We start from the raw sequence: 25,728 nt of genomic DNA, 5'->3' as shown, positions 1-25,728 counted from the left end.
CGGCTATTGACAATACGTGTAAAATATATTATATTTACACGTAGGAGTCACCTATGGAAACAAAGCTAACCCTGCAAATGGACCAATCCGTAATTCTATCGGCAAAGGAATATGCCGATAGCCGCCATCGCAGCTTATCAAAGATTGTTGAAAACTATTTTAGGAATCTTACCCAAAAACCGTCTCCTGAAAAGAAATTTTCGCCGGTAGTCGAAGGTCTGCTTGGCGCGGTTTCCAAGGAAGAAGTGAAAAAGCTGTATAAATTGGCGGAGACCGATGAGCGGCTGCAACGGATACTCGGCGGAAAATAGGGATGGAAAAAGTTTTTATTGATTCGGACATTATTCTTGATGTGTTGCTTTACCGCGATCCTTTTGCCTTGCCTGCCGCTGAATTATTTGAGCTTGGCAGTAATAGTAATGTTCAGCTGTTTACCACCCCGGTTGTATTGGCAAATGTGTTTTATATGCTCAGAAAATCATTCGGAAACGACAAGGCAAAAACGAAGCTTTACGAATTACGCTCGATTATTCATATAGTACCTATAAACGAGAAAACAGTCGATTCCGGTCTATCCTCAAAATTCAGCGATTTTGAAGATAGCCTTCAATATTTTGCCGCAAAAGAAAATAAAATCACTATTTTAGTAACCAGAAACACAAAGGATTATCCCATAAAAGACATGGCAGTCCAAACCGCAGAAGAATACATAAAGTCCCGGACAGATGGCACTGATGGCTGACCACCGGGGAAGGGGAAATGTTCACCCGGAACCCGAACAGAACGCATGGCTTTACCGGCTACGGATTCCAAAGGCGGAGCCTGGCACCCCAGGCTCCGCCTTTGAGGGACCTGAAAGGGAAAAATGCTTTAATGGAGCTGCCGAAGGCGCTCTTATCAGGCACTTGGCACCCCCAGCCCGGTTCAAAACTAACACCGGGTAGTATAAATTTATCACTTTGCTATATCATTTATCCCGAATGAAAAAACCTGCTCAATTTGCAATATATTTCCTTCTGGCCGCGGTTCTCATAGGCGCGGCGCTTTTCTTTCCAAGGCCGAAAAATTCCGTTGCAAGCCCCTTCAGGGTAGCGCTGTCCGACTGCCCTATTTATGCAAAAAACGGCTTTACCTTTCAGGATATAATCCGGGAATTTTCTCCCCTTGACTGGGAGGCGGTGGCGCTGCCCAAGCAAGGAAAGCCCTCGCTTATTATTAAGGACATCCTGGGCCTCAAAAGCAGCCGCCCTTTCCTTGCTCCGTGGGCAGATGCCGATCAGGAATTCACCATGGCCATCCCTTTTGAAGTCGATACCGACGCGATGCGCGCCCTGAGAAGTTCGCCGCCGGTAACCCCGGGCATTTATTTGGCGGGCATCGGGGATAACTGGGAAATATACCTCAACGGGTTTTTAGTCCATTCAGAAATCCACCTGGACCCAAAGGGCCAAATAACCAAACACCGGACACGGCGGGGCGCGGGTATTCCGGTGTACCGGGATATTTTTCATACAGGCACGAACATTCTTGCCATCAGGATCATAAGCCCTCCCGGTTTCGATTACGGCGGGCTTTTTTACAGTGCCCCGCATTTTATTGATGATTACCGCATCGTGATGAGACAGAGCGCCGACCAAAGGACATTGATTTTTTGTACCGTGTATATTTTTGTCGGCCTCTATACCCTTATGCTTTTCTTTCTGATGCGGAGAGAGGAAAAGTACAATTTCTATTACGGCATCTTTTCTGTTATGACGGGGATTTATTTTATTGCCCGGAGCCCTATCATCCATAACCTTATCAGCGATTCTGCAATCACCCAAAAAATTGAATATTCGGCCCTCTATATTCTGGTATTCTTTCTGGCGTCTTTTATCGAACAGCTCAACTTTAACCGCATTCTATTGCCTGCAAAGCTGTATGGCCTGTTCTGTTTCGTCCTGATTGTCCTGCAGTCGTTTTTCTCCACTGAATTTGCTGACGACGCATTGAACCTTTGGCGGGTAGTCTGCATGTTCATGTTGATCTTTGTTTTGGGACATGATGTAATATTTACCTTCTGCAAAGACATTCACCGCCAATGGAAAAAACATGCCTATGCCAAATGGAATCTCCTGAAAGTGATACAGAACGGCCTTACCAAGACCCTGTTCGGAAATATCGTTACGGTTATTATCTTTTTGAGCCTGACCGCCGTAGTTGACACACTGGATGCGGCATTCATCCATACCGGTATTTTCCTGACCCGCTACAGTTTCTTTTTTGTGACCACCGGTATGACCATCGCTTTGGCAAAACATCTGACCGATTCGTATAACCAGGTACATCAGCAAAAAGCGGAGCTTGAAATTTTAGTTGGGGAAAGAACCCGGGAACTTGCGGAACAGGTAAAGATTGCCGAATCCGCATCCAGGGCAAAAAGCGAATTCCTTGCGACCATGAGCCACGAAATACGCACGCCCCTTAATGCCATCATAGGCCTTTCAAACATTGTGCTGGAAAAAGCTCTGCCCGAAACTGCCCACGGCAGCATTGAAAAAATCAGAGTTTCGGGAGTTACCCTGTTGGGAATCATAAATGATATTCTGGATATTTCAAAAATTGAAACGGGCAATTTTGAAATAATTCCGGTAGAATACAGTACCGCTTCTCTGATAAGCGAATCGGTGCGCCTCAATATGGTGCGCATAGGCGAAAAACCGATAAGCTTTGAACTTTCGGTGAGCGACGATTTACCGGAAACTCTTTTTGGCGATGAATTGCGGATTAAGCAGATCCTTAACAACATCCTATCCAATGGGATTAAATATACCAAAGCAGGAAAGGTGCGGCTTGAAATAACCCACGAGCCTTTTGAAAACGGAATACTTTTGATACTGAAGGTTTCCGACACGGGGATCGGGATCAAGCAGGAAGATAGGGAAAAACTTTTTACCGAATACAGCCAGCTTGACACCAGGGCAAACCGGAAAATCGAAGGCACTGGCCTGGGGCTTTCGATCACAAAAAAACTTTTGACCCTTATGAACGGTACTATCAGTGTGGAAAGCGAATATGGAAAGGGCAGTACTTTTACCATGACACTCCCGCAAAAAACAATAGGAAATTCCGTAATAGGGAAAGAAATAGCGGAGATGTTCGCGGCCCTGCGCTTTATGGAAGAATCCCGGAACCCTGTCCAGGATTTGAAAAGGGCCTGGATGCCCTACGGCAGGGTGCTCGTGGTGGATGATGTGGCCATAAACCTTGAAGTAGCCCAGGGCCTGCTTGAACCTTACGGGCTTAGGGTTGAATGTGCCTCCAGCGGCATGAAAGCCATAGAAATGATTAAAGACGAAAAACACCCCTACGATCTGGTGCTCATGGACCACATGATGCCCGAAATGGACGGCATAGAAACAGTGCGCATCATCAGAAATGAAATCGGCACGGAATATGCAAAAAATATTCCGATTGCAGCCCTTACCGCCAATGCCCTTACGGGCAACGAAGCGATGTTTCTGGCAAATGGTTTTAACGGCTTTGTGTCAAAACCCATAGATATTATGGAACTTGACGAGATGCTCAATAAATGGGTAAAGGCCAAGCAGAGCGCCGAAACTTTGGCGCAGGCAGAAAAAGAAAGACCCGGCGCGGCCGAGGCTGAGAAAAATGAAAGCGAAAAACCCGTGCCCGGTTTGGATATACCAGGGGGCATTAAACGCTACAACAGTGAAAAAATATACAAGCGCATCCTGACAGCTTATAGTAAAAGCGCCCCGGCGATGCTGGACACAATCCGCGAACCAAATGAAAAAAATCTTTCCGATTATATGATCACGGTTCACGGCTTAAAAGGGGCAAGCCGGGGTATTGATGCCGTAGAAATAGGCAATATGGCCGAAGAACTGGAATTCGCTGCCAAAGCAGGCGACTTTCAAAAACTAACGAAAAAAAACAGCAGCTTCATAGAAGCAGCAGAAAAATTAATCAGCGATATTCGCCTTTACCTGGATAGCCAACAAACAGAATAAGCCAGGTTTAGTGCCAGCCCTAAATCAGCTTGTGTTCCTTGGCCTCCAGGCAGAGCGCCTGGTTCCAGTAATGCCGGTTCAGAAAAGCTTTGTTAATTTCGATATCGTCGATGCGGCTGGCCCGGCGCTGGAGCCGTTTGAAGGCCATGCTGACCGCGGTATTCATGTCCACCTCCGCCGCCCCGGACTCACCGAGTACGCAGTAATAAGCGTAATAGTAAAAAGCATCGTTGGGGTCCATATCGGAAAACTGCTCGTCCTGAAAGAGCTGGTCCATGCTGCGGCGGGCTTCTGCCTTTGGGGAGGGACCCTCGCCGGGCCTGTCCAGGCGGCAAAGGGCCAGGGCGTGGTAGGCGGCGATCAAGGGGCCTAGGAATTCCCGTTGTGAAAACAGGTACAGTTCACCCTGGGCAAAGCCGCTCCGCCAATCGGGCTGCTCAATAAAGAGAAAGTCCCAGGCCGGGAGATCCTCCAGGAGCCGCTCCGAAAGGACCGCCGTCAGGGGGTAGTCCCCGGCCAGGTAGGAGGCTTCGATTTCGAAAAACCGGGCGTCGCCGTTTGCCCGAGCGGGTTTGGGGATACCGGCACTTCCCAGGTACACCGCAGACCGGTATATCCAGGCTTCCAGGGTGTCCTCGGCATCCGGGGAAAGGGTTCCTGTGGGCCGGCTTCGCAGTTCCGTAAAAAGATCCAACGCATCCTGATACAGGCCGGACTCAAAGCGGAGTTTCCCCCGGAGGAAGCGGCTCCGGTCCGCCCAAGCGGTAAGCCCTACTATCAGGGCGGTCTCCTCCGCCTTGCGGGCCAGCCGCTCTGCCTTGGCGATATTGCCGAACAGGAACTGGGCTTGGGCCGCATAATAGGCGGAGAGGGTAAATTCCTCAAAATCCTCGGACTTTTCCGCCTGTTCCATGGCAAAGGCAAAGTAGTCCATGGCATCCGACAGGCGCCGCCGGGAAAGGTTCACCAGGGAAAAAAGGCGGTACGCCTGGGCAAGCCCCCTGCCCACCGATCGGCCCTGGCATAATAGCATGGCCTTTTTGATCAGCTCTGAGGCTTGATCAATAGCATGGACACTTAAACTATAGCTGGTCTCATTGGTGAGGATACGCACCTTATAGGGGGGGAAATCCTCTTCAGGAGGCGGATCCCCAAAGGCGGCAATAATGGCTGCCCGGTCACCCCGAAGCAGACTTTCCTGGGTTTTGAAGATATAGAGCAGCGTAGGGAGCCGGTCCGGGCCGGCGACCTCCTCCAGGTGGGACTGCTCAATGGCCCGACGCAGGTTCAGACAGGTACCGTTAGACAGATCCAAGCTCAGGGCTTCCAGGACCAGTTCCGGGGAACCGATTTCCCCCAGATCTGCCAGGGCCTCCAGCAGCTTAAAACTGGGCCGCAGTTTGCCCGCCCCCACCCAGGCCAGCAAACGGTTCCGTACCAAGGAGTGGATACGGTCCTTTAGGGGGCCCAAATGCTCCTCGGCCAGGGTAAAAAAATCCCGGAACCGGGGCAGAGGATCCCCGGTAAAATCAATGATCCCCAGGGCGGCCAGCATATCAAGAGCCCGGGAGATCATTACCGGATTCTTCCCTTCCTCCTCAAGAAGCCTGAGAAACAAGGCCGGGGGGAAGTAACGCCTGAGCAGACCCATGGTATAGGCTATCTCCCATAAGTCCCGGGGCAATTCCGGGGATAATCCACGGGGATCCACCGGGCTCGAAAATTCCGAAACTTCCGGCATGGTTTCCTGGGATGGGGAGAAACGCAGCATCCGGGAAAAGAGGGCTTCCCAGATGCCCAAAGACGGTTTGCCCCCCGGACTCCCTTCGCCCCCCAAATCGGAGCTTGCTTCGCCTGAGTTTGCTTCGTTAGCATTTGCTTCAGGGAATCCCGCTTCACCGGTACAGGTTCCCAGTATATAAACCCCCTGGTCCGTTGGGGGAAACAGTTCATTACAGACCTCTACCACAAGCCGGGCCGCCAAAGGATTGGCTTGGCTTATATTTTCCAGCAGGATAACCGGGATAATTGACCGGTCCTTTGCTGCAACAGCGTAATTTTCCAGGAGCGATTGAAAAAACCGACGGGTTTTCTGCACCCCAAAGGGGGAAAACTCATCCCCCAGCCGTTCTTTGAAGATGAAAGTCCCGATGCTGTCGAGTTCCGTCAAGAGCCCCGCCTTCCCCGGTAGTTCCGGCGAGGGTACAGCGTCCCGGGGGCGGGTGAAAAGGGAACGGATAGACAGGCTCAGGGCATCGGTGATGCAGGCAAGCCCGGTCCCGCCGGCCCCAAACCGGATAACCAGGGGGGGGAACTCCCCCAGCAGGCGCCGGCAATACTGGGAAAGGGCTTCCCGTTTACCTGTAAAGGCCGGGGCCAACAAAACCGCCCGGCGGGCGCTTGCTAAGTCACTCTGGCCCAGAGCTTCCTGTATCTGTTCGCTGAAGGGGAAGAGCTTGGCAAAGCCGGCATCATAAGCGGCAAGAGCTTTGAAGTTTTTTAATTGCCCATAGGCTTCATTGTTTTCACCGGGGGCCTCAAAAAACGCATAGGGTTCCAGGGCCGTTCGTACCGTTTCAGAACACCATATCCCGGTGGCGCCGGCCTCGCAGGGCAGTTGCCGCAGCAAGACCGGGCCGCCTTCGGAGCCCTCCTCCCCGGTTTCATACTCCCCGGCGGCTATATCCCGGCCCAGGACGCATACATGGCCGTATAGCTCCGGCGCAGCCCTTTGCAGAGCCCCATGGACAGCCTCCAGGGTCATGAGTATGTCCAGCCAGAACCCCAGGGTTTCTTCCTTAAAGGAGGCGGTGATACAGTGGTGTTCTTTCCGAACCTTGGCCCCGGAGATTTCAGCCGCCCGGACAATGGCCCCCTCCAAAGCCGAGACCAAATCCGACCTGGTCCTGCGAAGCTGTGACTGGAATCGTAGGGAAAATAACATTTGTATCATGGGCTATATTATGGATAGACTAGAATATAGGAAGCGTCAAGCGTAATTGACTAAAAACAATCTATTTTCTATAATGATATTTCACGCTGTTTGATGCCGCTTATGCGGCTACCTATGAGGGACAGAAAAGCGTAGATACCAGGAGGATTCTTCATGAGCGCCAGAATCAGGCTCAAGAAATTCGGAACGAAAAAACGGCCCTATTACCGCATTGTGGTTATGGACAAACGGGCAGCCCGGGACAGTAAGACCATCGAGGAATTGGGCTATTATCATCCTATTGAAGCAGAGGACAAGCAAATCCTCTTTGATGCGGATAAGGTAAAGGCTTGGCTCCAAAATGGTGCCACCGTAAGCGATACGGTACGCAGGATCCTGAATAAGAAAAACATCTCCTTATAATTTTCACGTTCAAAAGGAGAGCCTATGGAAAAGGATCTGGTTGAGTATATTGTAAAATCCCTGGTTGATGACCCCGCTTCGGTGGAACTTACGGTCATTGAGGGGGAAAAGTCTACAATTCTGGAACTGAGGGTGGCGCCGGACGATATCGGTAAGGTTATCGGTAAACATGGCCGCATCGCCAAGGCGATCAGGACCGTTTTGCAGGCCGCCACCGCCAAGGGCGGGAAACACACGGTCCTGGAAATTTTGGACTGACCGAAACCCCCGGGCTGCGACCCGGCGGGTGGAAGTTTTATAATGAACAACGGAAAATGATCGACAAATTTGTGGCAGCCTTGGTGGGCGCACCCTTCGGCGTTAAGGGTTTTGTGAAGATAAAACCCTTTTCAGGGGAAAGGGAACACCTAGAGCAGCTTGAAACTGTACTACTCCGCCGGGAAAACCGCGAAACCCCCTTCCATATAGAAGAAACCACCCGGATCGGCCCTTCCCTGGGGATAAAATTCCGGGGTATTGATACCCCGGAGGCCGCCAAAACCATCACCGGGGCGGAATTGGTGGTTGACCGGGCCCATGCGGCGCCCCTTTTGGAGGACGAGTACTATGTGGAGGACCTGCGGGGCGTCGAGGTGCTTGATCGGGACGGCAAAGTCCTAGGGGAAGTCCACGATGTGATCGAAGGCGGCGGCGGCCAGTTGATAGAAGTGAAGCTTACCGGGGGGGAGCACCGCCTGGCTCCTTTCAGAAAGGAATTTTTCGGGGCCATTGATATGGAAAAGCGTACGGCCCTGCTCCTGGAACCCTGGGTTTTGGAATAGAAGGGCCTGTGAAGTATACGGTGCTCACCCTGTTCCCGGAAATTATCGACGCCTTCTTTGCCAGCTCCATCATGGCAAAGGCGGTCAGCCGAGGCATTGTGGAGTACCAACCGGTAAATATCCGGGACTTTGCCCAAGATAAGCACCATACCTGCGATGACGCTCCCTACGGCGGCGGCGCGGGTATGCTGATGCTGCCGGAACCCTTAGGCCTGGCCCTGGAATCCGTGGGCGCTGCCAAAAAAGGTGACAGTCACCTTTTTGAGGCCGCCGACACGGGGCGCGTAATCTATTTGAGCCCGGGTGGTGTGCCCTTTACCCAGGAGCTTGCCCGGGAACTGGCACAGGAGGAGGAGCTGATACTCCTCTGCGGCAGATACGAGGGAATAGACCAGCGTATCATCGACGCCTATGTGGACGATGAGATTTGCGTGGGGGACTATGTGCTTTCCTCCGGGGAAGTGGCGGCCCTGGCGGTAATCGACGCCACCTATAGGCTGGTGGACAGGGTGATTACCCCGGAATCCCTGGAAGAGGAAAGCTTTTCCGGGGGTCTTTTGGAGTATCCCCAGTATACACGGCCGGAAGTTTATGATACACTACGGGTTCCGGAGCTGTTGCTCTCGGGGCACCATGAAAATATACGGCGTTGGCGCCTTAGAAAGCGGGTTGAAAAAACCCTTACCCTGCGGCCGGATTTAATCCGCCGGGGGGAAGCGTTGGACCTGTTTGATGGGGAAACCCGTAAACTTATACAGGAATTGGGCGGCCTTTCAGATGAAAAGCCCGTCGAATCCGGGGGAGAAAAGGATGAACGAAATACGGGCGATTGAAGCCTCCCAGATGAAGGAAACACTGGACGATTTCAAAGTAGGGGATACCGTGAAGGTCCACTTTAAGATCGTTGAAGGAAAAACCGAACGGATCCAGGTCTACGAAGGCCTGGTCATTGCCATGAAGAATTCCCGGATAGGAAAGACCTTTACGGTCAGGAAAAATTCCTACGGCGTCGGGGTTGAACGGATATTTCCCATTCATTCACCCCGGATCGCCCGGGTAGAACTGATGCGCCCCGGCCGGGTGCGTCGGGCCAAACTCTACTATATCCGTGACAAGATCGGTAAGGCCGCCAAAATCCGGGAACTTATCATCAGGAAGAAGCCCCAGACAGCAGTTGCCGCCGCCCCTGCGGAAGCGTCCGCTGAAGCTCCGGCAAGCGCCCAGAGCTAGGCCGATCCCGGCGGGGCAGGTTCCCCAATGAAGCTCGCGGCCCAGGAAGGGATCGGTAAGCGGCCCGGGTTTCTCCCGGAACTTCCAGCACCGGCTTTAACCGGCAAGCTCCCTGGGGATATTCCAGCACTAGCCGGTAAGCCCCCTGGGAAACTTTCAGTACCCGCTTCAGCCGGAGAACTCCCCACGGAACTTTCAGTACCGACTTCAGCCGGTAAGCTTCCTCCGGAACTTTCAGTACCGACTTCAACCGGAGATCTCCCCGCGGAACCTGGGGCATTGAAACGCTTGATTCTTACCCTGGGGCTTCCCCAGGATACCCTATCATCTTCATTGCTCTCTTTTTTTAAATTTTTTTCCCTTCCCATGGATACAAAGCTGATCCAGCAGCTCCGCCAGGAAATTCTGTTCCTGAAAAATCGCCTCCCTCGCAAGGAGGGGGACCTGAAAACCCGGGAATTCCCCCGTTCCACAGCATTGGCCGCCGCAGCCGCCGCCGACAAGGGCCTCACCCTGAGTACCGAAGCCCTGGAACGCTATACCGCCGCCTATGATGACGGCGAAAAAGGTGACAGTCACCATTCCGGCGAGGGCGAAGATGGTGCCGGGCAATTTCGGGATCTGGCGGACAGGGTTGAGGCCGAAACCCCCCTGCTGGGGCTGCTAAACCGGGCAAGGGGCAGGGACGGGAAACGCTGGGTTACCCTACCCTTCTCCTTTACTGCGGAGGGTGTTGAATTTAAGGTCTCGTTACGAATAGTATTAACCGATACCAATACTATCCCATGGAAAGCGTCACGCCTTTTTCTTGATATATACAGTGAACGCCGCCGCTGGGCATTTATGTTGGAAAACCCCGGGGGAAAGGGCTCCCGGGCAGTGGTCGGGATCTTTCCTTCGTTGGAACCGGGAAGGGGTATCTCTCTGGAAAAAGAATTGTTGACCCTGCTGGGACCGCTTGCGGAACAGGTAACTCTCAGAGACATAGGTGAAGGGTTCCTGTTTGAAGAGGATGACCTGGATATGTCCCTGTCAGTCGTTAATGAGGAGGTATAGCCCGGTGAAAAAAGCGGCGGCCATCGGCTATGCCCCGGAACAGCCCGCTCCCCGGATACTCGCCTCAGGCAAGGGACGGGAGGCGGAGCAGATCATCGCCATAGCCCGGGAAGCGGGGGTTACGGTGCTGGAGGACCCTTCACTGGAGGCGATCCTGGACGCGGCAAAAACCGGGGACTATATCCCCGAATGGTGCTGGGATACCATGGCAAAAATTTTGGCTTTCGTAATTGCGAAGGAAAAAGAATGAAGAAAATCCCGGTAAAGGAATTACGGGAGGGCCTGGTCTTTACCAAGCCAGCTTTTATAGAGGGAGATAGCCTTTTCATGACCTCAGGGGTAGTACTCAAGCAATCCTCCATTGACCGGCTGAATAACTGGGGCATTACAGAGGTGGAAACCGATGGGGAACTGGTGGTGCCGCCTCTGGTACCGGAGGCGGCAGGATCGCCGGCATCGGCTTCTCCGCTCCCTGAAGCTCCTGGGTTGGGTTCGTCCCCATTACCAGCGTCCGCTGCATCAGGCGCCCCGGCGCCGGGCGTCCAGCTGCCGGATTTTCCGGTTTCGTCCGGGGTATTTGAACAGGAAATTTCCGCCACAACCAGGGCGGAACGGGCGGCCCTCCGGAATGACTCCAAAAGCTTCCTGTCCCTGGCGGAGGTTAAGGAGCCTAGCGGAACCTACCGCAACTATACCGCCCTTATCTCCTGGCTGGACCGGATATTTCTGACCATCACCGCCAAGGTTGCCACGGATAACCGTCTCATAGACAGCATGACAAACCGCATCCTTGATTTAATCAGGAAAGACCGGAGTGTTTTTATCAACTTCATCCTGGGCGGAGAAGTTCAGGGCCATGAAATGGCAAAAAATTCCGTGAATACCGCCATTCTGAGCGCCCATATTGCCCAGGAGATGCGGATGCCCAACCACCGGATCATGCAATACATCACCGGCGCCCTGCTCCATGACGTGGGGATGCTTCGGCTGCCCAAGGAATTGGTCAACAAGGCCGGCAAGCTTACAAAAGAGGAACTCCAATATATTAAGAGCCACACCCTTTACGCCTACAAGATCGTCCATGAGGAGCTTAACTACCCTGAAGATTTGGGGCAACTAGTGATGCAGCACCATGAACGCTGGGACGGGGGAGGCTACCCCCAGGGCCTCAAGGGCGACGAGATTAACCAGGGCGCCCGGATCATCTCGGTGGCTGATGCCTTCGAAGCCATGGTCAGCCAGAAACCTTACCGCAATTCCATGATAGGCTACCAGGCCATGAAAAGCCTCCTGGCGGACAATTCCCTGCGCTTTGACCCGGATGTGATCAAGGCTTTCATCAAGATCATGGGGGTCTACCCCATAGGGTCCATCATACTCCTGAACAACGGTTCCATGGCCCGGGTAATGGAAATCCGGGGTGATGCTCCCCTTCGACCAAAAATTGCCATACTCATAGATGAAACAGGGCAGATACGGGAGCAGGTCAAGGGGGAAACTATCGACCTATTAAGTGAAAAATCTCTTTTTATAGTCCGGGCCATTAACCCTAAGGAGCTTTCCCAGGGTGGCGCCTAAAAACAACCCCGGTCGGGAGGGCGAAACCAGGGCTGCGGCGGCCCTTGAAGAGAAGGGAATGGAGATTATTGCCCGAAATTTCCGTTCCCGGACCGGGGAAATCGATATAATCGCCCGGGATGGGGACATAATTGTGTTTATAGAGGTCAAAACCTGGTCTTCCTTTGGGTTTGAGGAGCTTCGGATCGGTTTAAACGAAAAAAAGCAACGGCGCATCATAGAAACAGCTAAGTATTTCCTCTCAGAACATCGAGAATATAATGAAATGAGTATCAGATTCGACGTGGTATTTATAAACCACCATGATATTACCCATCTTGCATCAGCGTTTATGGAGCGTGTATGATTACAGTACCGCGGAAAACTCCATTGGTAAACGCGATGGAGAACCCGACAGGACCCTCAAGACTTGAGCTTTTACGAGCCAAGATCAATAGTGAGGATTATCTCTACGAGGCGATTCAGCGCATGGCGCAGGTCCTGAGTAATGAGATCCTGGGGATTCCGCAGGGAGGGACCTTTTATGAGCGGCAGCGGAAGGGGAGGAAATAACCGCCGGGGTTTTAAACACCGGGAGCGGGATAAGGATAACAAAAAGAAAGCCGGGGACAATGTCCGGTTCGATAAAGCCAAGGGGGCCCTGGTTGACCGGCCCAAGTGGACGGCGCCAAAAATATCCGCCGAACCTATACCGGTTCCGGAATGCCCCTATTGCGGGAAACCCATACGGGACCTTGCGGCGGCTCTGACGGATAAGTCCTCAGGCCAGGCGGTCCACTTTGATTGCGTCGTTGCCCGGCTGGCGGAAAAGGAGACCCTGGAACGGGGGGATACGGTCACCTATATAGGCGGCGGCCGTTTTGGGGTGGTCCATTTCAGCAACCCCCAGGATCCCCGGAACTTCACCATAAAAAAAATATTTGAATGGGAGGACAAGGAACACCGGGCGGACTGGCGCAGGTCCCTGGCGGATCATTATTCCATAACCTAATGAACGAAACACCAGATTTACACCATTTTTTAAGCGACCCAAAGATCGTGGAGCACTATTCCCTGCTGGAAGAGGTTGGTGTCTTTGCCCATATTGATTCCCTGAACAAGGAGATCCGGGACTATAAGGATCTCCTGGACGGGGCCATGGATATTTTCAACCGCACCAATATTGAAGAGATCATGGACGCCACGGTGCGCCAGATTTCGGATCAGTTTTTACCGGGCTTTATTGTGTTCCTCTGGAAACCCCATCAGAACAAAGAAGAGATAACCATCAAAGGTTACCAGAACTACAAAAACGTAGAAATTTCCCTGAAGATTGAAAGCATCACCCCCTTTGAAGCGTTCTTTCAAACTCACCCCAAGCCGGTCAACTTTGATCTCCTGGAAAGCCAGACGGAAGCCGCCACCACCTTCAGTACCCTGAAACAGCTTAAGCCCGAACTGGTGGCGCCCATCATGGGGCCCTCGAACCTCTACGGGCTGATCATCATCGGCCACAGGATGCTCGAAAAGGAATATACCCCCCGGGAGCTGACCTTCCTGGAAGAGCTCATGTCCTTTGTCTCCCAGGCCATACAGAACCACCTCCACTACGAACAATCAGTGCGGGATGTAAAGACCGGCCTCTTTAACCACGGTTTTTTTATGACCCGGCTCATGGAAGAAATTGCCCGGACAAGACGGAGGGACGACATCTCTTCCCTTATCGTTATTGATGTGGACAAGTTCAAAAACTTCAACGACTCCTACGGCCACCTGGCCGGGGACCGGGTTCTGGAATGTCTGGCCCAGACGATAAAAGGAAGTGTCCGCACCGAAGATGTGCCCTCCCGCTTCGGGGGCGAGGAGTTTACCATACTGCTCCCCAGTTCCAACAGGGATGCTGCCTGGCTGGTGGCAGAACGGCTGCGGAATTCGGTGGCGGAAATGGAAGTCCCCTGGGAGCCGCCCCTGCCCCAGGTAACCATCAGCCTGGGGATAGTGACTTTTGACAAGCAAGCGGGCCTCACCGCAGATGACATTATCAAGCGGGCTGATGCGGCTCTGTACCAGTCTAAGGAACAGGGGCGGAACCGGTCTACGGTGTGGGAACCATCGACGCCTGAGCACACAGAAAATTAAGCCTAAAATGTTATAGAATTATACCCGAAACCGCGTTTACAGCTTTTCCAGTTCACCCCGGGATTTAACACCGATCTTGTCATAGATGATACTCAGTTTGTTTTCTACGGTACGGATATTGATGCCCAATTCTCCGGCGATCCGATCGTTAGAATACAAACGCTGTACCAGCTCAAAGATTTGTCGCTCTCGTTTGGTCAGAAATATGGTGATATCGGAAACGGCGGAAATTTTGGGGAACAGGTAGGGGGTGAAATAAATATCACCCTGAAGGATCGTGTCCATGGCGGTTTCCAGCTCGGCTTCCCGCTGGGATTTGCACACATATCCTGCGACACCGGCGCGGGTTGCGGCTTTGACATGGGCATAGTCGTCAAACACCGAATATACCAGCACCGGGGGCTTTTTACCGTACCATTCACGGAGCTTAGGGACAAGATCGAGACCCCAGGCGCCGTTCAGATCAATGTCCAGAAGTACTATATCAGGCAGGGGCACGCCGGTTTTCACCAGAGTTTCAAAAAGCGCCGAAGCTTCATCCAGTGTTGCGGCTTCCCCCACTACTTCCCAGCGTTTCTGTTGGGAAAAATAAGAAGCCAGACCACGGCGCATCATGTCGTGATCTTCAATAAGTACAAGAGTTTTCATACATCTCCTCCCAGGGGCATCACTAAAAACTGAAGCTTTTAGAAATTCCTAATGGAATCTCTATCCGTACCGTAAGGCCCTGACCTATTTCGTTTATAAAGGCAAGGTCCCCTTTAAGAATGGACGTCCGTTCATACATGCCCCGAATGCCAAAGACATCTTCCCCGGCCCGGTTTGCGGCACTTAATGGATATGGGCCGATCAGGCTATCATCTTCGATTCCGCAGCCGTCATCGGACAGTATTATGAGCAGGGTGGGCCGTTCACCTTTTTGGCTGTTCCGCACGGTTAGTGATACTTCCGTGGCATGGGCGTGTTTTTCAATATTAGTAAGCGCCTCCTGGACAATACGGAAACACTGTAACTGCATATCCGGCTGAAGCCCCTCTGCAGAAATATCCTCACTAATACTGGCTTGGCATTTCACTCTGGTCCGCTTTTCAAAATCAAAACACAGCTGCATCAGGGAATCTGCCAAAAGGAGCCTGCTGAAATTGGGCGGCATTATTACCCGGCAAACCATCCTGAGTTGTGTTATCAGCCGGTCCTCCATAGCCAGGATAGCTTCACTGCCCTGGCCGGTCTTTGCCCCGTACTCTTCGGTAAGCTGCATGAGCCGCCCCAGATCCTGCAGCACCGTATCGTGGATCTCCATGGAAATCCGGGAACGTTCCGCTTCCTGGGCCAGTATAATCCTCCGGGAAAGATCCGCAGCTTCCTGATTCTGCCGCCGTGAATACTGCAGGGCGGACTGCTGGTGCCAGAGAAAATATATAAGAGCCGCAATAATCAAAATAAAAAATACAAAAAGCGAAAAGGTTTTCGCGAAAACCGTATTCGACACGGTGACTTCAAAATGCTGCCAGAAAACAAGCGTGGAGCGTATAGCAACCGCGTTTTCTGCAGCCTCAGCCATGTTCCCCCTGGCAGCGGACTCAGCAAAGGTTTCGATTAACTCCATCATCTGCTGTTTTTGTTCCAGAGAAAAAAGAACCGCCCCCTCATACTGCATAAAAAGGGGGGATTCGGTGTAAGCCTCCAGGGTCAGCCGGAATTTCATGAGCGAAGACAGAAGAGCGCCGTTTTCAGCAGGGTTTCCCGAAAGGGCTTTCTCCACTTCCATCCAATCCGCAAATACCCCGGTGATGGAAGAATACTCCGTCCCGAAGATGGGGAGAGCAATAACTATACAGCGGCACAGGAGGGCCAAAAAAATGGCGGCTCTGTTGCGCGGGAAACTTCGTTGCAAGAAGCGGTGGGGCATAGGAAAAATATAGCACGAACAGGCGATTTGTGGTATACTAAGCCCAGTGAGGTAACCATGATAGGTATTATTGGAGCCATGGAGGAGGAGATAAGCCTTCTCCGTTCAGCCCTGGAGGATTCCCGGCTGGAAACAATCGGGGGCTATAAATTTTATATCGGGAAGCTGGAAAATAAGCCCGTGGCGCTTCTGCTCTGCGGGATCGGTAAGGTAAGCGCTGCGGTGGGCTGCGCTTTGCTCATCGATCATTATCACCCGGAACTGGTGATCAATACCGGGTCCGCCGGGGGGATTGACCCTGCACTGAGCTTTGGGGACGCTATCATCTCCGATGGGCTGGTCTATTACGATGCGGATGTTACGGCCTTTAACTACGCCCTGGGGCAGATACCCGGTATGCCGCCTATTTTTCCGGTGACCGAGGATTTGATACGCCGGGCGGAGGCTGCGGTGGATAGCCTTAAACGGGAGGGGATACTGCCTGAGAACTTCAACCATTGCAGGGGCCTCATCGGTTCGGCGGATATCTTTATGCACGAGCCTGAAATGATCAACGAGCTGCGTAAACGGTTTCCGACCTTGCGGGCGGTGGAAATGGAGGGGGCCGCTATAGCCCAGGCTTGCTACATTTTTAAGGTCCCTGGGCTGATCATCCGGGCCCTTTCGGACATTGCGGGGACCGAATCGCCGGTTACCCATGACCAATTCCTGCCTATCGCTTCGAAACATTCCGGGGAGATTGTGCGGCGAATTGTACGGGAATGGTAATGCCCGCATCTTGCAACGCAGTTCCCCGCGCAAGAAAATTGACTCCAGGAAAAATTGTAAAGCTGATTATTCTGTGCGCCTTTGCAACAGGATGCAATTTTCTCCTGAATACCCTGATCTGCGAGGTCTTCCTTCTGCCCCTGTTTCTGGACACCCTCTTTACCTGCGCTGTATGCTTTGCCGCAGGGCCTATACCGGGGATTCTTACCGGCATTCTGACCGCTGTTCTTATCGTGCTCAGAACCGAGCAAGTTACAACCTACTATTATATCCTTTGCAGCATTGCGGAAGTACTGCTGATTTGGAGTTTCTGCAGGTCCTGGGCGGAAAATACTGAACCGGAGTCGGCTTCCCCGATCAGCAAAATCGCGATACTGCTCCTGGTATTTATAACCGATAGCGGCATGCTAAGTGTTCTTGGGGGCATTATTGATTTTGTTATTCACGTTGTTTTATTGCAAAAAAATATTCTCTTTTCTCCCGAGGACGCCTTCAAACTCGGCCTTCTGCGGAATAATGTACCTTTACTGGCAGCGGATGTTTTGTCCCGGATACCTATAAATATTGTGGACAGGTTTATTGTCATATTCGGCGGCTACTTTCTGGCTCAGCCGGTGAAAAAATTCCTCCGGGGAAAGCGGCCTGTTAGATAAGGTCGGAAATCTCTAAAAACCAACCGAGTTTTTAGAGATTTCCGATGGTCATTTACCTGTTTTTTTGGAAAAATTCCCTTCCATTTCTTTTTCAAAGGCACCTATGAGGGCATCCTCTCCAGGCAGGGCCGGCGGGTCCCTTCCGGCTTCACCTACGCTGACCGGGGGATAGACGGCCCAGGAATCACCCATGGGGTAGAATTTTCCCTCTTCACCGGCGCTTCGCCATTGCTCAATGCCGGTTTGCCAGGCCCGGTACAGGCCCTTTTCGGGGATGGTGATTTCCACGGGCATCCAGAGCCGGTCATCATACACAATGAAGCCTCCGTCACTTTCCTGGTCTTCGGCTGGGGCTTCCAGGCCCGTGTCAAAGGCGGCGTAAATATGCCCCGGTATGGTGATGAAGGCCGTATCTACCCGAAGAACTTCCAGGAGGGAACAGAACAAGATGGAAAGGTCGTCACAGTCACCGCCGTGGTAGAGCAGGGTCTGGTAGGGGTAGTTAAGGTTGTCCAGGGCGGAGGCGTTTTCCGAAAGCTCCAGGTAGGAACTGGAGGGGTCAATGATGTAGTGAATGCCGTATTCCTGGAGGGCCGCCAGTAGGCCCAGGGCGTATTGGATGTTTCGGGGAGTGTCAGGGCGCAGACGACGGTCCACCACCGAGGCGGTATACCGGGCAAAGAGCTGAGCGGCGCTATCCCGGGGGGATACGAAAGAAGCAGCCCGGCGGTCATCGTCCCAGTTCATGGCGTTCCGGTGATAGACCGGTATCTCTAGGGGAAAATCCGCTTCCCGGCGGCTGCCCAGATTGCGGTAACTCAGGATGATCCGGGCATTGGCGTTGGTATTTTCCTCCAGGTCCAGCATGGTCCCGTTAAACAGGGCTGTTACGGGGATATCCACCGATTCGCCGGGCTTTAATTGGGGGATGCCGGGCAGGAGAAAGGGTTCGTTCATGTACTGTTCCAGGAAAAAGGACAGCCGCAGATCCCGCAGGGTGTTCCGCTCATTGTTGGTCACCCGGACCGTTGCCAGGGGGTTATCCTCGTACCAGGCGAAAGAAACGGGGAATACCGGGTTGTCCAGGGTTTTCTCCGCCTTGATCCGGGTCTGAGGCCGGATCAGTTCCAGAAGGTTTATGCTGAGCCCTGCGCCGATGCTCAGGGTTTGGGCCAGGGGTTCCCGGTTGTATTCATAGCGGTGATAGCCCCCGTTGAGGAAAACCGATAAATAGGGGGCCAGCCGGAAAGCGCCTGAGAGGGTTCCCCCCCAGCGCAGGGCGGACTGTTTGAGCTGATCGTAGCTGAGCTGGTATATGCCCAGGTTCCCGGTTATTTCCAGGGAAAACCGTTCCCCCAGGTCGAGCCGCACCAGGGGCCCCAGGCCCAGATCCAGCAGGGAAAGGGAAGAGCCGTCCTTTACGCCCAGGGAGCCTAATCCCCCCTGGCCGCTTAAACCGGCGTTTAGGCGGTCCTGCAAAGGGCCGGTCTTGAACAAGCGGCCCAGGGGCAGGAAGGTCCAGTCCAGGGCGGCGGAAAGGCCAAAGCCCGGCTCAAAGCGGTTTTCAGAAAGGGGAAAAGCCCCGCCCGGGGCAAGCCGGAACTCAAGACCCTGTTCAGCATGAATGGAGAGGATAGGTAAAAAAAAGAGCAGGGCAAAAAGAACCGGCGAGTTTCGTTTTTTCATATTAGCCCCGGCCTGCCCTGACCCTCTCCAATCCCCGTTTAGCCGGTTCATACTCAGGGTCCGTGTCCAGGGCCCGGTTAAACCAGGATTCCGCATTGTTCCAGTCATCGTCCATGAGAAACAGGTTCCCCAAATTCAGCATGGCGGGAAGGGACCCCATTCCCGCAGCCTGTTCAAAGGTCCTTTGGGCATCCCGGTGGGAACCGGCCCGCAGTTGCAGCAGACCCAACTGGTTGTACAGAGCAGGGGTAGCCCCGCCCCGGATCTGTTCCTGAAGCCGGACTATAGCCGGGGCCAGTTCCTGGTCAATGTAGCTTTTCAGGGCCCTTTCCACCGCAGCGGCGGCGGCGTTTTCATCGGGCCGGGTATTCCGGTTCCGCAGGGGCGGGGCCGCAGCCGGGGGATACACGGTCCAGGCATCGGCGCTGGGGATAAACTCAAAACCTTCCCCGGAAGCCTCCGCCCGGTTCAAACGTTCCCCCGCCTTGTCCCAGGCGGCGATGAACCCATCGTTAAAACCGGATAGGGCCAGGGGCAGCCAGATTTCGCCGTTAACTACCAGGAGTTTCTCCGTATCCTTGAAAAAGTTCCCTGCCTGGGCTTCGCTGATGTTCAGGGGCCAGGCGACGATGAATTCGTCATCCAGGGGGATATAGGCGGAGGAAATCCCCGCCGCTTCCAGAATCGCCGCAAAAAGCAGACCCAGATCGTCCAGGTCGCCGGTACGGAAGGCCAGGGTCTGGAAGGGATACTGAATATCGTCAATTTTCTCAGGGCTCTGGCGGTACTCCACATAGGGGGTTTCCAGGGGCCCGCCATAGCCCAGACCCGCAGCTTTGAGACCCTCAAAGAGCCAGATCCCCAACTGCATATTCCGGTTCAGCTCGGGCCGCAGGCTCCCCCGGGCCAGGCCGGTTATTTGCTTGGAAAACTCCAGGGTATCCGCCGAAGTGGGGGACACAAAGGCCCCAAGCCCCCAGGGATCGGCCCAGAGGAAACTGTTGCGCCCATGGACCTGCACAGGGACGCTCAACAGGGCGGTCCGCTCGGCGCCCAGCAGGGTATACCGGACCAGCACTTCCCCGATAATGCGCCCGTCAGCGGTAAAATCCATCAGGGCCCGGGAAAAATCCGCCAGCAGGGGAATTTCGGTGCTCCTGCCCCGGACCAGCAGGGGGACGCTTCCGCAGAACAGTTCCGAGGACGTGTAGCTCCCCGCCTGGAAGCTTACCCGTACATTCCGTATTTCCGCGCTTTCCCGGTTTGTCAGTATAAGGCTCCCTACAGGGTTGTTCCGGTACAGGGAATGGTACAAGGGGTAAATCCCGTCGTCCTGGTCCAGCCGGACATCAATTCCCCTATAGGAAGAACGGGTTTCAAAATTAAGCTGCAGGGTAAGTCCCGTGTAAAGTCCCGAATAGAATGCTGGGCCGGTACTTTCGCTGAAACGGTTATTATAGTAACGGTACCCGACGTTCGCAGAAAGGGTAATCAGAGGTGAAAACCGGAACCCCGCCTCGGCTCCGGCCCGCCACCACAGGGAGGATTCGGACCCTTCTGCGGAATTTCCCCCGGAGGAAAGGCTCCCCTGGTAAAGGCCCAGGGCGCCGTCCAGCCGCAGGTTAAGCCGGGAAATAGGGTAGTAAAATACTCCCAGCCCCAGACCGCCGGAAAGGAAACTGATACTGTCCGCAGCGTCGGTTTTCAGGGGCGTAAAACCCGCGCCCCCTTCAAGGCCCGCAGAGTAGCCGATACCCCAGGGATTGGTGAGGAGGCTGGATATATTCACATCAAAGAGCAGGTCCCCCCCAAAGCCCGTATCAAAGCGTTCTACGGTCTTGTCACCCAGGGGGAAAAGGGCAAAGAAGCGGGGGCGGAGGGTAAATTCTACCGAAAAGGCGGAGGCGGTAATGGCAAGGATGAATACTGTCAGGATCAATCGTGTTTTCATACTTTTTCCTATTCGGTAATTTCCGGCCCTTCCTGGTATATCCTGTACAGGGCGGTAGAAAAATTTCCCAGGGGATCGTACACATCGGCCTGTAAATCTATGTATCCCTGATATTCGGGGGCCCCTTTAAATTCATACCTAAAAATATGAAGCCCCGACAGATTGCCATAATTTTTTTCCACATCAGCGATCAGAGTCTGCCATTCGGGCTTTTGATAATCTTCAGTATACCAGAAGGTAATGGGGCCGGAAACGGCGGAACCATCGGCCTTTTTTTCGCTAATCTCTATCTGTCTGATATCTGCGAGGGAAATCTGATCCAGCGCAGAGATGATAAGGTCCAACTGAGCCCCCGGCGCCAGATGGCGCTGAGGGTGGTCCGGATTCCCATAGGGCAGCTCCACCGGATCTTCCCCCTCCTCTGCGGGAAGGGCGGCGCTGAAACGCCGTATCACCGGGCCTTCGGTGTCAAAACCGTCATTCACCGCGTACTGAAAGCGCACCGGGGCGGAGAGGGTAACATAATCGGCGGAGCTTATCTCCTGGCCCAGGGTTACGGAAATATAGCTATAGGCAAGGGAATGTTCCCGGGCATAGGCCAAATTCACTTCCAGCTTCAGGGTATCCCCGTTTAACTGAGGATCGAGAAACCAGGGGGCGTAATTTACCGGTTCCCGGGTTCCGAATTCGGGGCTGCCCAGGATGGTAATATTTCTGAATTCCCCGCTTTCATTCCGCCACACCGGATCGCCCTTAGCATCGTACCGGAAAACAAAGGATTCGACACGCATCGGTTTAGTAAACCGCACCACCACCGGAGTATTGATATTCACCGGGTTATCGGTCCCCCCATTGGGGTGCCAGTCCCAAACCAGGGGCCGCTCCGCCAGAACCGGCTTAAGAGTAATCCGGGAGTAGGTATCCGTAAGGATGATCACCTGGGTAGAACTGTTGTTAGGTTCCTCAAAGTATATATCCCGGGACGCCAGGACTTTCCCCGATGGGTCAAGGGCGGTCCAGCCGGTAAAAGCCCAATCCTGGTTCAGGGGAGTATAGGTCACGGTAAAGGGTATCTTCTGCTTAGCCTCCCCGGACACCGCAGGAATGGTGAAGCCCTTGTCATTTTCCACGCTGTAGGACACGGCGATCCGGGGGGCGGAAGCTTCCCACACCTTCTGATCCACCACTGCCAGGATATCCGTCTCCCCGGACAGATCGCAGGAAGCGGCGAGCAGGGCAGCGAGAAACCCCAAAACCAGGGGCCGGCCATAAACAGGCAGCGTTAGTTTAGCTACCATGACTGTAAGGTTCCGTCGGTATTGAGAAAATACCCCATGGCTTCAATGGATTTCCGCTGGGGGCCTATCACAAAATCTCCCAGGAGAAAACGATCCAGAGGGATATCCTGGGTTCCAAATGATGTTTCTTTCTTAAGCACTTTTATAGGGGGGAGCCAACTACTGGAGCTGCCGGAAAGGTCGATAAGGGCGATGGGACCGGCGCCGGTAAACGGCTTGGTAAGGGTTATCCATTTACCGGGCTCAATACATACCAGGTTATTGGTATCTATACGGCCAAGCTCGGCCATTTCAAAGGTTCCGGTGTACACGTAAACTCCGCCGCCTCGGGAATAGGAGGGGGTAAGTGAGGATGCGGTATTATTACTGAAGGTACCTCCGCTTATGGTAAATTTTCCGCCGTCCAGGTACACTCCGCCGCCATAGGAATAGGACTCACATGAGGAGATATTGGCGGTGATAGTTCCTTTTGTCATGTTCACGGTTCCGCCGCCGACATACACCCCGCCCCCATAGGAGGCGACTGAAGCTATGGCGCTGTTATTGTCGAGGGTTCCATCGCTTATGGTGAAGATACCGGTCTTGACATACACCCCGCCGCCTCTGGAATAAGATCCGCCATTGGCGATATTGCCGTTGATAGCGCCGCCAGCCAGAGTGAAGGAGCCACCGCTTACGTACACCCCGCCGCCTTCTTCAGCAATATTAGCACTAAGAGATGCTTTCTCAACAAACTTGGTTGTTCCGCCGGACACGTACACCCCGCCACCGAAGGGGGCAGTATTAGCGCTGATGAGTCCGTCTTTCATAGTAAAGGTTCCACCAGATACATACACCCCACCACCATTGATCTTAATGGAAGGGGAGGTAGGGGAGGATGTCGTAGCATTACCGATTATGGCTCCGCCAGTCATCTCGAAGGCTCCACCAGATATATTCACCCCCCCGCCGTAGGCAGCGGGATTGTTATCATTGGGTGATGTGGCGGTATTGCCGCTTATGGTTCCGCCAGTCATCACGAAGGCTCCACTAGATACAGATACCCCCCCACCAGAGGAGGTACTGTAGGTGGTGGTAGTGGTGGTATTACCGCTTATAGTTCCATCATTCATAGTAAAAGTTCCTCCAGATACAGATACCCCCCCACCACTGGTAGTGGCAGATGAGTCGGTGGCAGAGGCGGTATTGCCGCTTATGGTTCCGCCATCCATAATGAAGGTTCCTCCAGATACAGATACCCCCCCACCGGAAGAGGCTGAAATGGCAGCAGTGGCAGAGATATTACCACTTATGGTTCCACCAGTCATAGTGAAGGTTCCGCTGAGTACACTCACCCCCCCGCCACGGCTTGAGGAGGTATTACGATTTATGGCTCCGCCATTCATAAAGAATTTGGAAGTTGTTTCACCAGCAGTCTCTACAAATACCCCTCCACCGGAGAAGGAGGAGGAGGCGTTGTGGGTATTATCGCTTATGGTTCCGCCATTCATCGTGAAGGTTCCACCGGATGTTACATACACCCCACCTCCGTTGCTGGCAGCGTAATTACCACTTATGGTTCCGCCATCCATCGTGAAGGTTCCACCGGATGTTACAGACACCCCACCTCCGCTTACACTGGCAGAGGTTTTATTTCCTTTAATTTCCGATCCGCTCTGCATGGTTAGCTTACCCGTGCCCTCAACGCGCACTAAACTATAGCCGTTTGAATTACGTCCTTGCAGGATAATCTTATCACCTAAAATCAATTCGGCATTATTACCAACAACAAAAAGAGAGCCGCTATTGTCAAGGCTCACCTCCCGGGCTGCTCCACTTCCCTGCAAGGTAACGGTGACAGCTTTGCTAAGATAGCCGGTGCTATCACCAGTGCTGCTTGCCGGCGAGAGGGTCGCATTCGTAGTCTCACCTAAAATTATGACAAAGCGATCTCCCGGACTGACAGATGCTGATGTTTTGATGTAACTCAGTGCATTGGCAAGGGAATGCGTTGTATAGTCTCCGGTTATTTCTTCAAGGCTTTCAGCAGCATTCTTCTTGAACAACCCTGCCGTAAGCGGCGTTTTAAACTCCGCAGCAATGCCCACATCCTCCGCAGGCATGACAAAGGACGCAGTTTCATCACCAGAAACCGTCTGTGTTTCCAGAATGACACCCTTTTCCTGGGTGATACCCTTGTATTTCAGGCTCCCCCCCTTAAACTGCTTACCGCTATCCGGGTGCATCGTAAGGGTAACGGTCTGCCCCTCAAAGGCTTCCACAGGGACCGCAGTAACACTGCCGCCGCTTAAACTTGTGGGAATGGTAATAGCATACGTAAAGTCCAGCGCTATTGCTCCCTCCCCATCATGGCTTTGCAGTTGGTCAAGGGCAATGGGTTTGCTGAGAAATTTTGGGGCAAGGGTTCCATCTTTACACACTTCCACCTTAAAATACACCGATTCATACCCCGATGGCACCGTGAAGGACCATGCGGTTTTTGCCGTGTTTATACCCCCAACTGCTGCATCAATCTTCTGACCGGCGCTGCTATAAATATATATCTCCGTTACCGTATACCCCGTTTTTGTTGGAACCGGGCCGCTTATGGTTACTGCGGAACTAAAGTCGGCATCTTTAAATTCATACGTCGCTTCGGTCACTAGATTGTCGTAGATCTGCAGGGCAACGGTTTTTCCCGCAGGGAGTCCGTCCTTATTCAGGGTCAGGGTTAAACGATAATCTCCCGATGCTAGGGGCAGGGAACCGGAAGCGCCGCTAAGCAGTAAATCCACCGTTTGATCGCTTCCCCCGGCAAAGGGGCTCACAATCATTTGGGCGGAACTCAAATCTGTGGGCAGCGTGATATTGTAACTAAGGGTCCCCTGTCCGCCGGTAAGGGCATAGAGGCTTACGTTTACTGTGGCGGGGGCGCTTGGGCTTACCGTTACTGTGGCATTGCCCTTGGCGGCAGCCAGGGGCAATGCAGCTCCGGCCACATAGGCGGTAAGTTCCAGGGCCCACTCCCCCACGTTCAGGCTTATTACATCAGTGGTTTTCCAATCCGGATAGGATTCCTCAGCGGCGCCTTTGGTAAAGACCAGATCGTAGCGGACAAAATCCGGGGCTTTGGGCAGCAAGGTACGCCCCGCACCATCAGAACCGTTGATGATTACCAGGACCAGGCCCTTGTTTTCAGGCAGCTCAAAATTTACCGATTCTTTTAATATATCGGAACATCCCCAGAGGAGAAAGATACATACCAGGGCCCACAGAATAATTATTCGATTGGCTTTTTTCATTATTTCCT

The 25,728-nt window shown here is 53.2% G+C and carries 25 protein-coding genes; 18 read left to right on the top strand and 7 right to left on the bottom strand.

Translation table 11 applies throughout. From position 1 onward, the window contains the following. The first annotated feature begins 53 nt into the window (after positions 1-53). Genes TREPR_RS04540 through TREPR_RS04525 form a run of 4 tightly spaced genes read left to right on the top strand, consistent with a single transcriptional unit; the run spans position 54 to position 4,013 of the window. Positions 54-311: a DUF6364 family protein gene (locus tag TREPR_RS04540; protein WP_015707115.1), complete on the top strand. Its 258-nt coding sequence runs from the start codon at positions 54-56 to the stop codon at positions 309-311. A 2-nt stretch (positions 312-313) separates the two neighbouring features. Further along, complete coding sequence (locus tag TREPR_RS04535) at positions 314-742, top strand: type II toxin-antitoxin system VapC family toxin (protein WP_015707114.1); 429 nt, start codon at positions 314-316, stop codon at positions 740-742. Then, positions 735-944, top strand: coding sequence for a hypothetical protein (locus TREPR_RS04530; RefSeq protein WP_015707113.1), 210 nt, complete (start codon positions 735-737; stop codon positions 942-944). Before TREPR_RS04535 ends, TREPR_RS04530 begins: the two co-directional genes overlap by 8 nt. Positions 945-980: 36 nt before the next feature. Next, the gene (locus TREPR_RS04525; RefSeq protein ID WP_015707112.1) at positions 981-4,013 is read left to right on the top strand and encodes an ATP-binding protein; all 3,033 of its coding nucleotides are present in this window, start codon (positions 981-983) and stop codon (positions 4,011-4,013) included. A 19-nt stretch (positions 4,014-4,032) separates the two neighbouring features. Here TREPR_RS04525 and TREPR_RS04520 read toward each other — a convergent pair whose 3' ends face one another. Further along, entirely contained in the window at positions 4,033-6,966 is a 2,934-nt protein-coding gene (locus TREPR_RS04520) for a hypothetical protein (RefSeq protein WP_245534786.1), read from the bottom strand. 153 nt (positions 6,967-7,119) lie between these two features. Between TREPR_RS04520 and rpsP the strand changes: the two genes are divergently transcribed. The 12 genes from rpsP to TREPR_RS04460 are packed head-to-tail and all read left to right on the top strand — an operon-like array spanning position 7,120 to position 14,171. After that, positions 7,120-7,368, top strand: a complete 249-nt coding sequence (rpsP, locus tag TREPR_RS04515) for a 30S ribosomal protein S16 (protein ID WP_015707110.1) — start codon at positions 7,120-7,122, stop codon at positions 7,366-7,368. 24 nt (positions 7,369-7,392) lie between these two features. Then, positions 7,393-7,626 (top strand): KH domain-containing protein, encoded by a 234-nt coding sequence (locus tag TREPR_RS04510; protein ID WP_015707109.1) that lies wholly within the window; start codon positions 7,393-7,395, stop codon positions 7,624-7,626. Between the two features lie 56 nt (positions 7,627-7,682). After that, a complete protein-coding gene (rimM, locus tag TREPR_RS04505) occupies positions 7,683-8,189 on the top strand; it encodes a ribosome maturation factor RimM (protein WP_015707108.1) in 507 nt (168 codons plus the stop codon). A gap of 8 nt (positions 8,190-8,197) precedes the next feature. After that, on the top strand, positions 8,198-9,022 hold the full coding sequence (gene trmD / locus TREPR_RS04500; protein ID WP_015707107.1) for a tRNA (guanosine(37)-N1)-methyltransferase TrmD: 825 nt from the start codon (positions 8,198-8,200) through the stop codon (positions 9,020-9,022). Next, entirely contained in the window at positions 9,000-9,419 is a 420-nt protein-coding gene (gene rplS / locus TREPR_RS04495; protein WP_015707106.1) for a 50S ribosomal protein L19, read from the top strand. The genes trmD and rplS overlap by 23 nt, the downstream gene beginning before the upstream one ends. 27 nt (positions 9,420-9,446) lie before the next feature. Beyond that, the gene (locus TREPR_RS04490) at positions 9,447-10,475 is read left to right on the top strand and encodes a hypothetical protein (RefSeq protein ID WP_041611015.1); all 1,029 of its coding nucleotides are present in this window, start codon (positions 9,447-9,449) and stop codon (positions 10,473-10,475) included. Positions 10,476-10,479: 4 nt separating this feature from the next. Further along, positions 10,480-10,725 carry an EscU/YscU/HrcU family type III secretion system export apparatus switch protein gene (locus TREPR_RS04485; RefSeq protein ID WP_015707105.1) on the top strand — a complete coding sequence of 82 codons (246 nt, stop codon included), beginning with the start codon at positions 10,480-10,482 and terminating at the stop codon, positions 10,723-10,725. Then, entirely contained in the window at positions 10,722-12,053 is a 1,332-nt protein-coding gene (locus tag TREPR_RS04480; RefSeq protein WP_015707104.1) for a cyclic di-GMP phosphodiesterase, read from the top strand. Before TREPR_RS04485 ends, TREPR_RS04480 begins: the two co-directional genes overlap by 4 nt. Next, positions 12,043-12,399: a YraN family protein gene (locus TREPR_RS04475; RefSeq protein WP_015707103.1), complete on the top strand. Its 357-nt coding sequence runs from the start codon at positions 12,043-12,045 to the stop codon at positions 12,397-12,399. The genes TREPR_RS04480 and TREPR_RS04475 overlap by 11 nt, the downstream gene beginning before the upstream one ends. Continuing rightward, entirely contained in the window at positions 12,396-12,605 is a 210-nt protein-coding gene (locus tag TREPR_RS04470) for a hypothetical protein (RefSeq protein ID WP_041611013.1), read from the top strand. The genes TREPR_RS04475 and TREPR_RS04470 overlap by 4 nt, the downstream gene beginning before the upstream one ends. Beyond that, positions 12,577-13,044, top strand: a complete 468-nt coding sequence (locus TREPR_RS04465; RefSeq protein WP_015707102.1) for a hypothetical protein — start codon at positions 12,577-12,579, stop codon at positions 13,042-13,044. The genes TREPR_RS04470 and TREPR_RS04465 overlap by 29 nt, the downstream gene beginning before the upstream one ends. After that, complete coding sequence (locus tag TREPR_RS04460) at positions 13,044-14,171, top strand: GGDEF domain-containing protein (protein WP_015707101.1); 1,128 nt, start codon at positions 13,044-13,046, stop codon at positions 14,169-14,171. Before TREPR_RS04465 ends, TREPR_RS04460 begins: the two co-directional genes overlap by 1 nt. Before the next feature lie 36 nt (positions 14,172-14,207). Here the strand turns inward: TREPR_RS04460 and TREPR_RS04455 are convergent, their stop codons facing one another. Next, positions 14,208-14,819, bottom strand: coding sequence for a response regulator transcription factor (locus TREPR_RS04455; protein WP_015707100.1), 612 nt, complete (start codon positions 14,817-14,819; stop codon positions 14,208-14,210). A gap of 22 nt (positions 14,820-14,841) precedes the next feature. Continuing rightward, positions 14,842-16,029 carry a sensor histidine kinase gene (locus TREPR_RS04450; RefSeq protein ID WP_015707099.1) on the bottom strand — a complete coding sequence of 396 codons (1,188 nt, stop codon included), beginning with the start codon at positions 16,027-16,029 and terminating at the stop codon, positions 14,842-14,844. 111 nt (positions 16,030-16,140) lie between these two features. Here TREPR_RS04450 and mtnN point away from each other — a divergent pair, with 111 nt between their 5' ends. Together mtnN and TREPR_RS04440 are read left to right on the top strand one after the other, a co-directional pair. Further along, complete coding sequence (mtnN, locus tag TREPR_RS04445; protein WP_015707098.1) at positions 16,141-16,851, top strand: 5'-methylthioadenosine/S-adenosylhomocysteine nucleosidase; 711 nt, start codon at positions 16,141-16,143, stop codon at positions 16,849-16,851. After that, entirely contained in the window at positions 16,851-17,504 is a 654-nt protein-coding gene (locus TREPR_RS04440; protein WP_015707097.1) for a hypothetical protein, read from the top strand. The genes mtnN and TREPR_RS04440 overlap by 1 nt, the downstream gene beginning before the upstream one ends. Before the next feature lie 48 nt (positions 17,505-17,552). On the opposite strand, the gene TREPR_RS04435 is transcribed toward TREPR_RS04440, so the two are convergent. The 4 genes from TREPR_RS04435 to TREPR_RS04420 are packed head-to-tail and all read right to left on the bottom strand — an operon-like array spanning position 17,553 to position 25,720. After that, a complete protein-coding gene (locus TREPR_RS04435; RefSeq protein WP_015707096.1) occupies positions 17,553-19,190 on the bottom strand; it encodes a hypothetical protein in 1,638 nt (545 codons plus the stop codon). Position 19,191: 1 nt separating this feature from the next. Further along, positions 19,192-21,141, bottom strand: a complete 1,950-nt coding sequence (locus TREPR_RS04430) for a tetratricopeptide repeat protein (protein ID WP_015707095.1) — start codon at positions 21,139-21,141, stop codon at positions 19,192-19,194. 8 nt (positions 21,142-21,149) lie between these two features. Continuing rightward, positions 21,150-22,439, bottom strand: coding sequence for a hypothetical protein (locus TREPR_RS04425; protein WP_015707094.1), 1,290 nt, complete (start codon positions 22,437-22,439; stop codon positions 21,150-21,152). Then, positions 22,433-25,720, bottom strand: coding sequence for an InlB B-repeat-containing protein (locus TREPR_RS04420; RefSeq protein WP_015707093.1), 3,288 nt, complete (start codon positions 25,718-25,720; stop codon positions 22,433-22,435). Before TREPR_RS04420 ends, TREPR_RS04425 begins: the two co-directional genes overlap by 7 nt. Positions 25,721-25,728 lie beyond the last annotated feature (8 nt).

Origin of the sequence: Treponema primitia ZAS-2, from assembly GCF_000214375.1 — a bacterium.
GTDB classification, from domain to species: Bacteria; Spirochaetota; Spirochaetia; order Treponematales; family Breznakiellaceae; genus Termitinema; species Termitinema primitia.
This window is presented reverse-complemented; position numbering and strand designations above follow the sequence as displayed.

Bases quoted from the DNA above. Each gene is read 5' to 3' on its own strand.
- TREPR_RS04465 (WP_015707102.1), top strand. From the start codon at position 12,577: ATGAGCGGCAGCGGAAGGGGAGGAAATAACCGCCGGGGTTTTAAACAC.
- TREPR_RS04535 (WP_015707114.1), top strand. From the start codon at position 314: ATGGAAAAAGTTTTTATTGATTCGGACATTATTCTTGATGTGTTGCTT.
- TREPR_RS04470 (WP_041611013.1), top strand. From the start codon at position 12,396: ATGATTACAGTACCGCGGAAAACTCCATTGGTAAACGCGATGGAGAAC.
- TREPR_RS04530 (WP_015707113.1), top strand. From the start codon at position 735: ATGGCTGACCACCGGGGAAGGGGAAATGTTCACCCGGAACCCGAACAG.
- TREPR_RS04440 (WP_015707097.1), top strand. From the start codon at position 16,851: ATGCCCGCATCTTGCAACGCAGTTCCCCGCGCAAGAAAATTGACTCCA.
- TREPR_RS04435 (WP_015707096.1), bottom strand. From the start codon at position 19,190: ATGAAAAAACGAAACTCGCCGGTTCTTTTTGCCCTGCTCTTTTTTTTA.
- rplS (WP_015707106.1), top strand. From the start codon at position 9,000: ATGAACGAAATACGGGCGATTGAAGCCTCCCAGATGAAGGAAACACTG.
- rimM (WP_015707108.1), top strand. From the start codon at position 7,683: ATGATCGACAAATTTGTGGCAGCCTTGGTGGGCGCACCCTTCGGCGTT.
- TREPR_RS04525 (WP_015707112.1), top strand. From the start codon at position 981: ATGAAAAAACCTGCTCAATTTGCAATATATTTCCTTCTGGCCGCGGTT.
- TREPR_RS04430 (WP_015707095.1), bottom strand. From the start codon at position 21,141: ATGAAAACACGATTGATCCTGACAGTATTCATCCTTGCCATTACCGCC.
- TREPR_RS04520 (WP_245534786.1), bottom strand. From the start codon at position 6,966: ATGATACAAATGTTATTTTCCCTACGATTCCAGTCACAGCTTCGCAGG.
- TREPR_RS04460 (WP_015707101.1), top strand. From the start codon at position 13,044: ATGAACGAAACACCAGATTTACACCATTTTTTAAGCGACCCAAAGATC.
- TREPR_RS04425 (WP_015707094.1), bottom strand. From the start codon at position 22,439: ATGGTAGCTAAACTAACGCTGCCTGTTTATGGCCGGCCCCTGGTTTTG.
- TREPR_RS04540 (WP_015707115.1), top strand. From the start codon at position 54: ATGGAAACAAAGCTAACCCTGCAAATGGACCAATCCGTAATTCTATCG.
- TREPR_RS04480 (WP_015707104.1), top strand. From the start codon at position 10,722: ATGAAGAAAATCCCGGTAAAGGAATTACGGGAGGGCCTGGTCTTTACC.
- TREPR_RS04490 (WP_041611015.1), top strand. From the start codon at position 9,447: ATGAAGCTCGCGGCCCAGGAAGGGATCGGTAAGCGGCCCGGGTTTCTC.
- mtnN (WP_015707098.1), top strand. From the start codon at position 16,141: ATGATAGGTATTATTGGAGCCATGGAGGAGGAGATAAGCCTTCTCCGT.
- TREPR_RS04420 (WP_015707093.1), bottom strand. From the start codon at position 25,720: ATGAAAAAAGCCAATCGAATAATTATTCTGTGGGCCCTGGTATGTATC.
- TREPR_RS04455 (WP_015707100.1), bottom strand. From the start codon at position 14,819: ATGAAAACTCTTGTACTTATTGAAGATCACGACATGATGCGCCGTGGT.
- TREPR_RS04510 (WP_015707109.1), top strand. From the start codon at position 7,393: ATGGAAAAGGATCTGGTTGAGTATATTGTAAAATCCCTGGTTGATGAC.
- rpsP (WP_015707110.1), top strand. From the start codon at position 7,120: ATGAGCGCCAGAATCAGGCTCAAGAAATTCGGAACGAAAAAACGGCCC.